9 protein-coding genes and 1 pseudogene are annotated in these 11,931 nt (G+C 67.9%); 7 read left to right on the top strand and 3 right to left on the bottom strand.

Annotated features, from left to right (window positions below):
• Positions 1-8 precede the first annotated feature (8 nt).
• The gene (locus O1Q03_RS12490; RefSeq protein WP_269503807.1) at positions 9-365 is read left to right on the top strand and encodes a double zinc ribbon domain-containing protein; all 357 of its coding nucleotides are present in this window, start codon (positions 9-11) and stop codon (positions 363-365) included.
• Between the two features lie 83 nt (positions 366-448).
• On the opposite strand, the pseudogene O1Q03_RS12485 reads toward O1Q03_RS12490, so the two are convergent.
• A pseudogene (locus O1Q03_RS12485) lies at positions 449-967 on the bottom strand (AraC family transcriptional regulator); the annotation flags it as partial.
• A 286-nt stretch (positions 968-1,253) separates the two neighbouring features.
• On the opposite strand from O1Q03_RS12485, the gene O1Q03_RS12480 reads away from it, so the two are divergent.
• The 4 genes from O1Q03_RS12480 to eutC all read left to right on the top strand — a co-directional run bounded on the left by O1Q03_RS12480 (position 1,254) and on the right by eutC (position 6,664).
• Positions 1,254-2,717, top strand: coding sequence for a mechanosensitive ion channel (locus O1Q03_RS12480; RefSeq protein WP_269503804.1), 1,464 nt, complete (start codon positions 1,254-1,256; stop codon positions 2,715-2,717).
• A 245-nt stretch (positions 2,718-2,962) separates the two neighbouring features.
• Positions 2,963-4,375, top strand: coding sequence for an ethanolamine permease (gene eat, locus O1Q03_RS12475; RefSeq protein ID WP_269503802.1), 1,413 nt, complete (start codon positions 2,963-2,965; stop codon positions 4,373-4,375).
• Between the two features lie 100 nt (positions 4,376-4,475).
• Positions 4,476-5,873 (top strand): ethanolamine ammonia-lyase subunit EutB, encoded by a 1,398-nt coding sequence (locus O1Q03_RS12470; RefSeq protein ID WP_269503800.1) that lies wholly within the window; start codon positions 4,476-4,478, stop codon positions 5,871-5,873.
• Positions 5,870-6,664: an ethanolamine ammonia-lyase subunit EutC gene (eutC, locus tag O1Q03_RS12465; RefSeq protein WP_269503799.1), complete on the top strand. Its 795-nt coding sequence runs from the start codon at positions 5,870-5,872 to the stop codon at positions 6,662-6,664. Before O1Q03_RS12470 ends, eutC begins: the two co-directional genes overlap by 4 nt.
• Before the next feature lie 30 nt (positions 6,665-6,694).
• Here the strand turns inward: eutC and O1Q03_RS12460 are convergent, their stop codons facing one another.
• The gene (locus O1Q03_RS12460; RefSeq protein ID WP_269503798.1) at positions 6,695-7,579 is read right to left on the bottom strand and encodes a LysR family transcriptional regulator; all 885 of its coding nucleotides are present in this window, start codon (positions 7,577-7,579) and stop codon (positions 6,695-6,697) included.
• Positions 7,580-7,726: 147 nt separating this feature from the next.
• On the opposite strand from O1Q03_RS12460, the gene O1Q03_RS12455 reads away from it, so the two are divergent.
• The gene (locus O1Q03_RS12455) at positions 7,727-9,349 is read left to right on the top strand and encodes an MFS transporter (RefSeq protein ID WP_269503796.1); all 1,623 of its coding nucleotides are present in this window, start codon (positions 7,727-7,729) and stop codon (positions 9,347-9,349) included.
• Positions 9,350-9,589: 240 nt separating this feature from the next.
• Here O1Q03_RS12455 and O1Q03_RS12450 read toward each other — a convergent pair whose 3' ends face one another.
• Complete coding sequence (locus O1Q03_RS12450) at positions 9,590-10,018, bottom strand: pyridoxamine 5'-phosphate oxidase family protein (RefSeq protein WP_269503795.1); 429 nt, start codon at positions 10,016-10,018, stop codon at positions 9,590-9,592.
• Between the two features lie 322 nt (positions 10,019-10,340).
• On the opposite strand from O1Q03_RS12450, the gene exaC reads away from it, so the two are divergent.
• Positions 10,341-11,867, top strand: coding sequence for an acetaldehyde dehydrogenase ExaC (gene exaC, locus O1Q03_RS12445; protein ID WP_269503794.1), 1,527 nt, complete (start codon positions 10,341-10,343; stop codon positions 11,865-11,867).
• Positions 11,868-11,931 lie beyond the last annotated feature (64 nt).

Genomic DNA, 11,931 nt, shown 5'->3' with positions numbered 1-11,931 from the left:
AGCGGACGATGAGCTTGCTGAAACGGATCCTGGGTGGCCACGGTGGCGGGCATGGCGGCGGCCATCACGGTAGCCACGGTGGCGGGCATCACGGCGGGCACGGTACGGAAGGTCATGGCGGCCACGATGTGTGCGGCCGCGACCGTCACGGCTGGGGCTGGCAGTCGCCGGCCGACGCCCAGGGCGGCAATGCGCCGCTGCGCCAGCTCGCCTGCGCCGGCTGCGGCGCGCTCAACGCGGCGGACGCGCGATTCTGCGCGCAGTGCGGCACGTCGCATGGCAGGGCGTGCAGCCGCTGTCACGCGGCGCTGGCGGCCGATGCACGCTTTTGCCCGAGCTGCGGGACGCAAGCCGGCCGCGCCTGATTGCCGGCCGTCGGTCGGCAGCGGGAACAGACGGCCGCATCATCCCGGTGTCGACGTCCGCCGACCGTCCCGCGCCCCTTCACTCACCGCAGCGGCAAATAAATCTCGGTTTGCAGATCGGCCGGCGCCGCGTCCATCGGCGTATTCAGGTACAGCTCGAACGGCGGCGCAGCGGCGGCTTCGCGGCCCGAGTGACGCAGCCAGTCGCCGTACAGCCACTGGTAGGCCGCTTTCAGATCCGCATACGGTCCCGTGTGCAGCAGCACCGCATGGTCGCCGCCCGCGATCGTGACACGCTCGACCGGCGGCACCGGTGCGACGTCCGGCGCGCCGTCGGCCGGCACGAAACAGGCTCTCGCCCGCAATTGCGCTTCGGGCGTCGTATCGGGATCGTCGTAGAAGATCCCGATCATCTTCGCGCCAGGGCCGATCAGGCCATGCTGCGCGACCCACGCGCCGATGTGCGCGAACGCGTCGCCGACCTTCAGGTATGCGCCGGTGTGCGTCACCGCGTAGCCGCGCAGTTCCGGCAGGCGCCGGATCTCGACCTCGTGTTTGAACATGTCTTCCGCTCCTCGCTGTAGTGGATAAATCGGACGGTCCTCGGCAGGAATGGACGCCACGGTAGCACGCCGGCGATTGATAAATCTTGCGGAGATACGTAGTGCCCAGGGTCCCGCCGATCGGGCCGTCAACTCCGCCCCTTTTAATTTCGCCGAAATTGGGTCTCGTCCCCGTCGATTCATGTCTAAAGTTAAAGACAGTGAAATCCGACGAATGCGTCATTTTTCTCAGGTAAGTTGCTCGGGCGGCACAGCACGGTTTTCGAAGTACGCAGGTAGTTCGTCGATGTTCAATCGCAACGCCACGTTTTCGGGAGAAGAAGAAATGGATGCTTCCAGCTTCATCACGTCGCTGCAGACCACGCTAGGCGGATATCTGCCCAAGATCGCAGGCGCGATCGGCATCCTGGTGATCGGCTGGTTGATCGCGGTCGGGGTGCGGGCCGGCGCGCTTCGGCTGCTCAACGCGCTGAAGGTCGATCAGCGGATCAGCGAGAGCACCGGGCAGGGCGCGTACGTCGAACGCATCATCGCGGGCGGGCTGTTCTGGCTCGTGCTGCTCGTCACCGCGGTGGGCATCTTCAACGTGCTCAACCTGTACGCGGTGTCCAATCCGTTCTCGCTGCTCGTCACGCACATCGTCAACTACCTGCCGAACCTGATCGGCGGCGCAGCGCTGACGCTGATCGCGTGGCTCATCGCATCGCTGTTGCGCAGCCTCGCGAACCGTGCGCTGAGGGCGAGCAGGGTCGACCTCGCGCTGTCCGAAAGCGCGGGCATGCAGCCGATGAGCGGCTATCTCGGCGACGTGCTGTTCTGGCTCGTGATCCTGATGTTCCTGCCGGCGATCCTGTCGTCGTTCGCGCTGTCGGGCCTGCTGTCGCCGGTGCAGGGGATGGTCGACAAGCTGCTCGCGATCGTGCCGAACATCTTCGCGGCCGCGGTGATCGGCTTCGTCGGCTGGATTGTCGCGCGCGTGCTGCGCGGCCTCGTGACGAACCTGCTGGTGGCCGCCGGCGCGGATCGTCTCACCGCGCGGCTCGACAGCCCGACGCCGGTGCGCGTGTCGAGCCTGATCGGCACGATCGTCTATGTGTTCGTGTTCGTCCCGACGCTGATCTCCGCGCTCGACGCGCTGAAGATCGACGCGATCGCGATTCCCGCGACCAACATGCTGAACCAGTTCCTCGGCGCGGTGCCGGACATCGTCGCGGCGATCGTGATCCTGGTCGTCACGTTCTATTTCGCGCGCTTCGTCGCGTCGCTCGCGCAGCGGCTGCTGGAAGCCGCCGGCGTCGACGGGCTGCCGGTCGTGCTCGGCGTCGCACCCGTGTTCTCGGGGATCCTGCAGCCGTCGGTGCTGGTCGCGCGGCTGATCGTGTTCTTCGCGATGCTGTTCGCCACGGTCGAAGCCGCGAACCGGCTCGGTTTCACGCAGGTGCGCGACGTCGTCACGCTGTTCATCGAATTCGGCGGCCACGTGCTGACGGGCGTCGTGATCCTCGTGATCGGCGTATGGCTCGCGGGCCTCGCGCGCCGCGTGATCGAGCAGGCCGACCGCGAACACAGCGTGCTGTTCGCGCGGATCGCGCAATTCGCGATCCTCGGCCTGGTGTTCGCGATGGGGCTGCGCGCGATGGGCATCGCCAATGAAATCGTGCAGCTCGCGTTCGGCCTCGTGCTCGGCGCGATCGCGGTGGCCGTTGCGCTGTCGTTCGGCCTCGGCGGTCGCGAAGCGGCCGGCAAGCTGCTCGACCGCTGGTTCAACCAGCGCGGCGGCGGCCAGTAACGCCGGCCGGCACGGCCGATCCGGCCCGCACCGCGCGGGCGGGATCGGCGTGGCAACGCGCGCGGCCGGCGGTACCGCGAGCGGTACCGCAAGCGTTTCCGCAAGCGTTTCCGAAAGCATTTCTGCAAGCGAAACGTCAGCCGCGATCTTTGCCGAATTTCGATAACACGTCGTTTAATGACTCTCTAGCATCGATTCTCAGTCGCGCGGGCCCGCAGGCCCGGCGCCCTTGAGGAGAAAGTCCGATGAAAGCAGAGTCGAATGGCCGGCCCGCCGCCGGCGCCAAGTCCTCCGGCCAGCCCGCGCTGCAGCAGACGCTCGGAACCTGGCAACTGTGGGGCATCGCGGTCGGCCTGGTGATTTCCGGCGAGTACTTCGGCTGGAGCTACGGCTGGGCGAGCGCGGGCACGCTGGGTTTCGTGATCACCGCGCTGTTCGTCGCGGCGATGTACACCACCTTCATCTTCAGTTTCACCGAGCTGACGACGTCGATTCCGCACGCGGGCGGCCCGTTCGCGTATGCGCGCCGCGCGTTCGGTCCGACCGGCGGCTATCTGGCCGGCGCGGCGACGCTCGTCGAATTCGTGTTCGCGCCGCCCGCGATTGCGCTCGCGATCGGCGCGTACCTGCACGTGCAGTTTCCGGGGCTCGAACCGAAACACGCGGCGATGGGCGCGTATCTCGTGTTCATGGCGCTGAACATCGTCGGCGTGCAGATTGCGGCGACCTTCGAGCTCGTCGTCACGCTGCTCGCGATCTTCGAGCTGCTGGTGTTCATGGGCGTCGTGTCGCCGGGCTTCGCGTGGAGCAATTTCGTGAAGGGCGGCTGGTCGGGTGCCGATCACTTCAGCGTGGGCGCATTCCACGGGATGTTCGCGGCGATTCCGTTCGCGATCTGGTTCTTTCTCGCGATCGAAGGCGTCGCGATGGCCGCCGAGGAAGCGAAGAACCCGAAGCGTTCGATTCCGATCGCGTACGTGGCCGGGATCCTGACCCTCGTCGCGCTTGCGATCGGCGTGATGGTGTTCGCCGGCGGCGCGGGCGACTGGACCAAGCTCGCGAACATCAACGACCCGCTGCCGCAGGCGATGAAGTACATCGTCGGCGCGAACAGCGGCTGGATGCACATGCTCGTGTGGCTCGGGCTGTTCGGGCTCGTTGCGTCGTTCCACGGGATCATCCTCGGCTATTCGCGCCAGATCTTCGCGCTGGCCCGCGAAGGTTACCTGCCCGAATGGCTCGGCAAGGTGCATCCGCGTTTCAAGACCCCGCATCGCGCGATTCTCGCGGGCGGCGTGGTCGGGATCGCCGCGATCTACAGCGACGAGCTGATCCAGTTCGGCGGGCAGACGCTCACCGCGAATATCGTGACGATGTCGGTATTCGGTGCGATCGTGATGTATATCGTCAGCATGGCGGCGCTGTTCAAGCTGCGCCGCTCGCAGCCGAACATGGCGCGGCCGTTCCGCGCACCGCTGTACCCGATCTTCCCGGCGTTCGCGATCGTTGCCGCCCTCATTTGCCTCGGCACGATGGTGTACTTCAACGGGCTGGTCGCGATGGTGTTCGTCGCGTTCCTCGCGCTCGGCTACGCGTACTTCCTCGCGACGCGTTCGCAGCGCGCGAGCGCGCCGGTCGACGCGCTGCTGGAGGAGTAAGAAGGGTGACGCCGGTGAATGAGCAAGGCCGTTCCTGACGGCATCCGGCGCGCCCCGTCGAACGGGCGCGCCGTCGGCTTTTGGCAAGGAGATTCGAACGATGTCCTATACGGAGACGATCGGTCCGCGCACGTACCGCTTCGCGGACCTGAAGACGCTGCTCGCGAAGGCGAGCCCGCTGCGTTCCGGCGATCAGCTCGCCGGCGTCGCGGCGGCGAGCGAGGAGGAGCGCGTCGCCGCGAAGATCGCGCTCGCGGGCGTGCCGCTGAAGGCGTTCCTGAGCGAAGCGGTGATCCCGTATGAAGACGACGAGGTCACGCGCCTGATCCTCGACGATCACGACGCGGCCGCGTTCGCCGAAATCTCGCATCTGACGGTGGGCGATTTCCGCAACTGGCTGCTGTCGCCGGTGGCCGACGGCACCGCGCTCGAACGGATCGCGCCGGGCCTCACGCCCGAGATGGTCGCGGCCGTGTCGAAGCTGATGCGCAACCAGGATCTGATCGCGGCCGCGAGGAAACGCCGCGTCGTCACGCGCTTTCGCAACACGGTCGGGCTGGCCGGCCGGATGTCGGTGCGGCTGCAGCCGAACCACCCGACCGACGACGTGAAGGGCATTGCCGCATCGATGCTCGACGGGCTGATGTATGGCTGCGGCGACGCGATGATCGGCATCAACCCGGCCACCGACAGCCTCGCGGCGATCGTGAAGCTGCTCGCGATGATCGACGCGTTTCGCGAGCGTTACGGCGTGCCGACGCAGTCATGCGTGCTGACCCACGTGACCAACACGATCGCGGCGATCGAGAAGGGCGCGCCGGTCGACCTGGTCTTCCAGTCGATCGCGGGCACCGAGAAGGCGAACGCGAGCTTCGGGATCTCGCTCGCGCTGCTCGGCGAGGCGCACGAGGCCGCGTTGTCGCTCAAGCGCGGCACCGTGGGCAACAACCTGATGTATTTCGAGACCGGGCAGGGCAGCGCGTTGTCGGCCAATGCTCACTTCGGCGTCGACCAGCAGACCTGCGAAGTGCGCGCGTACGCGGTCGCGCGCAAGTTCGACCCGTTCCTCGTGAACACGGTGGTCGGTTTCATCGGGCCCGAATACTTGTACGACGGCAAGCAGATCATCCGCGCGGGCCTCGAGGATCACTTCTGCGGCAAGCTGCTCGGCGTGCCGATGGGCTGCGACATCTGCTACACGAACCACGCGGAAGCCGACCAGGACGACATGGACACGCTGCTGACGCTGCTCGGCGCGGCCGGCATCAACTTCATCATGGGGATTCCCGGCGCGGACGACGTGATGCTGAACTACCAGAGCACGTCGTTTCACGATCAGCTGTACGTGCGCGAGGTGCTCGGCCTGCGCCGCGCGCCGGAATTCGAGGAGTGGCTGGAAACGATGGAGATCGCCGACGCGCACGGCGCGCTGCGCGCCGCGAGCGCGCGTGTGCCGCTGCTGGCGGGCGCGAACGACTGGATGGGGATTTCCGTATGAGCGACGCCGTCGAAAAGAATCCGTGGGCGCAGCTGAAGTCGTTCACGAATGCGCGGATCGCGCTCGGCCGCGCGGGCAACAGCCTGCCGACCGCGCCGCTGCTGGCCTTCAACCTGTCGCATGCGCAAGCGCGCGATGCGGTGCATCAGCCGCTCGACGCGGATGCGCTGCGGCGCGAGATCGAGGCGGCCGGCATGCTGCCGACGCTGCGCGTGCAGAGCGCCGCGCCCGACCGCGATCACTATCTGCGCCGGCCCGATCTCGGCCGCAAGCTGTCGGACGACAGCCGCGGGCTGCTGGCCGGCTACGGGGCGGCGCTCGACGACGCGCCCGATGTCGTGTTCGTGGTCGGCGACGGGCTGTCGGCGTTCGCGGCCGCGAAGCAGGCGCTGCCGCTGTTGCAGGCCGTGCGGCCGCGGCTCGAAGCGGACGGCTGGCGGATCGGCCCGGTGGTGGTCGCGACGCAGGCGCGCGTCGCGCTCGGCGACGAGATCGGCGAGCTGCTGCGTGCGAAGGTGGTCGCGATGCTGATCGGCGAACGGCCGGGGCTCAGTTCGCCGGACAGCCTCGGCGTGTACCTGACGTGGGCGCCGAAGGTCGGCTGTCACGACGCGCTGCGCAACTGCATCTCGAACGTGCGGCCCGAAGGGCTGCCGCATGCCGCCGCCGCGCGCAAGCTGCATTACCTGATGACGCATGCGCGCCGGCTGGGCCTCACGGGCGTCGGGCTGAAGGACGACAGCGATGCGCTGCTGCCGCACGCGGAAGCGGAGCGGATCGCGGCGGAGTGACGGTGCGGTGCGCGCTCGCGGGCCGCGTAACTACCGGAACAGCCGCTCGCACGCGAAATCGACGAACACGCGCAGCTTCGGCGACAACTGCCGGCTCGACGGCCATACGATCGAGAACTGCCCGGGCGCGATCCGGTAGTCGTCAAGCACGGTGACGAGCGCGCCGCTGTCCAGCGCGTCGCGCGCGAGGAAGTCTGGCATGTAGCCGATGCCGAGCCCCGACATGACGGCGCCGCGCAGCGCTTCCATGTTGTTGCACGTCATCGCGGTGCGCAGCTTCAGCGGCGTGCCGTCGTCGGCGGCGAGCGCCCAGTCCTGCAGCTTGCCGGTGGTCGGAAAGCAGTAGCGCACGCAATCGTGCGTTTCGAGATCGCGCGGTGCATGTGGCGTCCCGGCCCGTGCGAGATACGCGGGCGTCGCGCACAGCACGAACGCGAACGGGCCGAGCCGCCGCGACATCAGGCTCGAATCCGACAGCGGACCGCTGCGGATCACCGCGTCGAAACCGCCTTCGACGACATCCACCATCCGGTCGTTGAAATCCAGGTCGAGCTCGACCTCCGGATAGCGCTGCCTGAATTCCGGCAGTACCGGCAGCAGGAAACGGTAGCCGATCACCGGCAGGCTCACGCGCAGCTTGCCGCGCGGGCGCTGCGCGGACGCCGTCACGGTCGCTTCGGCATCGCGGAAATCCTCGAGGATGCGCTGGCAGCGCTCGTAGAAGTGGCGCCCTTCGTCGGTCAGCGTGACGCGCCGCGTCGTGCGGTTGAACAAGCGTACGCCGAGCGACTGTTCGAGCCGCGCGATCGTCTTGCCGACCGCCGATGCCGAAATGCCGAGCGCGCGGCCGGCCGCGACGAAGCTCAGCGCTTCGGCGGTGCGGACGAACGCGGCGATGCCGTTCAGGTTTTCCATCGACGTAAGCGGGCGGGCCCGTGCGAGGTAATTGCGGAATTTTAGTCCGTTATATGCGGAGCTTCGCGTGGTTTTTCGTGGATTGAATCCGATTTATCTTCTGTCGCTCTGATGGCGCATCCGCGCCGGCTTTTTCGAGGAGCGATGATGGATCACCCTGTTTCAGCCGTTTCGGCCCACGCGGCGCGCCGGCGCGCATGGGTGCTGGCCGCCGTCTGCATGGCCGCCGTTGCGTTGCCGCTATCGTTTTCGGGCGGCGCGGTCGCGACGCCCGCGATCGGCCGCCACCTGCACGGCAGCCCGGTCGCGATGAACTGGATCACCAACGCGTTCATGCTCGCGTTCGGCAGCTTCCTGATGGCGGCGGGCGCGCTCGCCGACCAGTTCGGCCGCAAGCGCGTGTTCGCGATCGGCGTCGGCGGCTTCACGCTGATGTCGGTTGCGCTCGCGTTCGCGCCGTCGATGCTCGCGGTCGATCTGCTGCGTGCCGCGCAAGGGCTCGCGGCGGCCGCGGCGCTCGCGGGCGGCACGGCGGCGCTTGCGCAGGAGTTCGACGGAGCGGCGCGCACGCGTGCATTCAGCCTGCTCGGCACGACCTTCGGGATCGGGCTCGCGTTCGGGCCCGTGCTCGCCGGCTGGCTGATCGCACACTACGGCTGGCGCGCGATCTTCGTCACGGGCGCGGTGGCCGGCGCGCTGTCGCTCGCAGTCGGGCTGCCGCGCATGCACGAGTCGCGCGATCCGCATGCGACGGGGCTCGACTGGCCCGGCACGGCCGCGTTCACCGCCGCGCTGACGCTGTTCACGTTTGGCGTGATCGAGGCACCCGCGCGCGGGTGGGCGGATCCGCTCGTCGTCGCGCTGCTGGCCGGCGCGGCGCTCGGCGCGTGCGCGTTCGTGACGATCGAGACGCGCGTCGCGCGGCCGATGCTCGACCTGTCGCTATTCCGCATCGCGCGCTTCGTCGGCGTGCAGGTGCTGCCGGTGTCGACGTGCTGCTGCTACATCGTGCTGCTGGTCGTGCTGCCGCTGCGCTTCATCGGTATCGACGGCTTCAGCGAGATCGACGCGGGCTGGCTGATGCTCGCGATATCCGCGCCGATGCTGATCGTCCCGCTCGTCGCAGCGACGCTCACGCGCTGGCTGTCGGCCGGCGTGATCTCCGGGATCGGGTTGCTGATCGCGGCCGCGGCGCTCGTATGGCTCGGCATTGCGCTGCGCGCCGGCGCCGGGCCGGCGGCCGTCGCGCCGATGGTCGCGATCGGCGTCGGGGCCGGGATGCCGTGGGGGCTGATGGACGCGCTGTCGGTCAGCGTCGTGCCGAAGGAGCGCGCGGGGATGGCGACCGGGATCTTCAGCACGACGCGCGTGGCCGGCGAAGGGATCGCGCTCGCGATCGTCGGGGCGATGCTCGCGGCGCTTGCGCATGCCGATTTGTCGCAGGCGGCGGCGGGCGCGGCGCTCGCGTCCGACGCGACGCTGCGCGCGGCCGCGCGGCTCGCGACCGGCGATCTCGCCGGTGCGGCGGCCGTGCTGCCGGGTGTCGGTCGTGCGGCGCTGCTCGCGAGCTATACGCACGCGTTCGATCGGCTGCTGATCGGGCTGGCGGTCGTTACCGTGCTGTGTGCGGGCGTGGTATTCGCGTTTCTCGGCGCGCGGCTGGAGGTGGCTGATGCAGGCGCGCGGGCGGATGCTGACGCGCAGCCGCAGGCAGAAGCGTCGGCGCAACGCCGGACCGAAGCGGATTGCGCCGAGACGAGCGGGCGGTGAGTGGTGTGCTGTCGGCGCTTTGCATGGCGGCAACAGCGCGCGGGGCGCTCCTGCATTTCGTCTTCGTCGCAACCGGGCATTGACGATCCGCTTTGTGCGCGAATCGTCCTTCGAGCAGTCAGGCGTTGCGTCGCGCCGCCGTACCGATGGTCGACTCGCCGCATCACGTGAGTACGAGCCGTCGCAACGCAATATCGGCGGCTCCGTTTCGACCGCGGCAAAGCGCGAGAACGACGCGCATCACGCGAGCACGAGCGGCGGCAGCGCCTCGTCGGTCCGCGCGTGCGCGCGCTCCACTTCAACGACCACATAACGCAGTGCAGCGGGCCACAGATGCGCATGGCTTCCCGCATCCTCGTCGATCATTGCGCGTCCCTGCACGAGCCACGTCGTCTGCCTGACGAAATCCACGAACAGCAGCGCGATTGCCGGATTCACGAGCAGGTTGCCGATCGTGTTGAACAGGTTGTTGCCCGCGAAATCGGGCAGCACCAGCGTGCGGCGATCGGGCAGGTCGACGAGCGGGCAGAACGAACCGTCCGCGCGCGGCTGCCGGCCGCGGTACGAACAGTCGCTGTCGCCCGCCGTATTGGCGGTCGCGACGATCAGGAATGCCTGCTCGCGGATGAACGCGATGGCGTCGTCGCTCAGGGGGCCGGGGTCGTTCATGGTGTCGGTCGGTGTGTGGCGGATGCGTGCAAATACCTAGGCCGCACGCAAGCGACATGCCACGCAGCAGCATCACCCGCGGTGCGCCGCCGCGCATCGGCACTGTGGAAAATCCGAACACCTGCCGCGCCGATGCGCCGGCGCGGTGTTCAGAATCGACACACCCGTTCGTCGCGCGCGAGCCGCGCCTGCCGCGAGCGGCCGGGCGCGCCGCTCCTGTTCGAGGTCGGCTCCGTTTGGCACGCATGTTGCGTAAAGGGTGCAGCGCGATCCAACCGGCGCTGTATTCACACAAGCCAAGCACGATGAACAGGAGACATGTATGAACCCGTTTGACCTGAAACAACTGGGCCTCGACGTCGAATATCCGTACCGTCAGCAGTACGACAACTACATCGGCGGCAAGTGGGTTCCGCCGGTGAAGGGCGAGTATTTCGAGAACGTGTCGCCGATCAACGGCAAGCCGTTTTGCCGCGTGCCGCGCTCGAGCGCCGACGACATCGAGGTCGCCCTCGACGCCGCGCATGCCGCGCGCCGCAAGTGGGGCAAGACGTCGGTGGCCGAGCGCGCGAACCTGCTGCTCGCCGCCGCCGACCGGATGGAAAAGAACCTGAAGCTGCTCGCGGTGGCCGAGACGATCGACAACGGCAAGCCGCTGCGCGAGACGATGGCGGCCGACCTGCCGCTCGCGGTCGACCACTTCCGCTATTTCGCGGGCTGCATCCGCGCGCAGGAAGGCGGCATCTCCGAGATCGACGACAACACCGTCGCCTATCACTTCCATGAGCCGCTCGGCGTGGTCGGGCAGATCATTCCGTGGAACTTCCCGCTGCTGATGGCCGCGTGGAAGCTCGCGCCGGCGCTCGCGGCCGGCTGCTGCGTGGTGATGAAGCCGGCCGAGCAGACGCCTGCGTCGGTGCTCGTGCTGATGGAGCTGATCGGCGACCTGTTCCCGGCCGGCACGATCAACATCGTGAACGGCTTCGGCAAGGAAGCGGGCGAGGCGCTCGCGACCAGCAAGCGGATCGCGAAGATCGCGTTCACCGGTTCGACGCCGGTCGGCAAGCACATCCTGCACGCGGCGGCCGACAGCCTGATCCCGTCGACGGTCGAACTCGGCGGCAAGAGCCCGAACATCTTCTTCGCCGACGTGCTCGACCAGGACGACGCGTTCCTCGACAAGGCGCTCGAAGGCCTCGCGATGTTCGCGCTGAACCAGGGCGAAGTGTGTACGTGCCCGTCGCGGATCCTGATCCAGGAGTCGATCTACGAGCGTTTCATCGAGAAGGCCGTCGCGCGCGTCGAGCGCATCAAGTCCGGCCACCCGCTCGACCTGCAGACGATGATCGGCGCGCAGGCATCGCAGCAGCAGCTCGACAAGATCCTGTCGTACATCGACATCGGCCGCGACGAAGGCGCGCAATGCCTGACGGGCGGCGAGCGCACGGCGCCGGCGGCCGAGCTCGGCACGGGCTACTACGTGAAGCCGACGATGCTGCTCGGCAACAACAAGATGCGCGTGTTCCAGGAAGAGATCTTCGGGCCGGTCGCGTCGGTGATGACGTTCAAGGACGAGCAGGAAGCGATCGAACTCGCGAACGACACGTTCTACGGGCTCGGCGCGGGCGTGTGGACGCGCAACGGCACGCGTGCGTACCGGATGGGCCGCGAGGTCGAGGCCGGCCGCGTGTGGACCAACTGCTATCACCTGTACCCCGCGCACGCGGCGTTCGGCGGCTACAAGCAGTCGGGCATCGGTCGCGAGACGCACAAGATGGCGCTGTCGAACTATCAGCAGACGAAATGCCTGCTGGTCAGCTACCAGGCCGAGGCGCTCGGGTTCTTCTGATCGCTGAAGCAGGCGGCGAAGTGCCGGAGCCGGCCGGCAGCGCGACGCTGGCCGGTGAAGTTGC

Origin of the sequence: Burkholderia sp. IMCC1007, assembly GCF_027257875.1 — a bacterium.
GTDB lineage: Bacteria > Pseudomonadota > Gammaproteobacteria > Burkholderiales > Burkholderiaceae > Burkholderia.
This window is presented reverse-complemented; position numbering and strand designations above follow the sequence as displayed.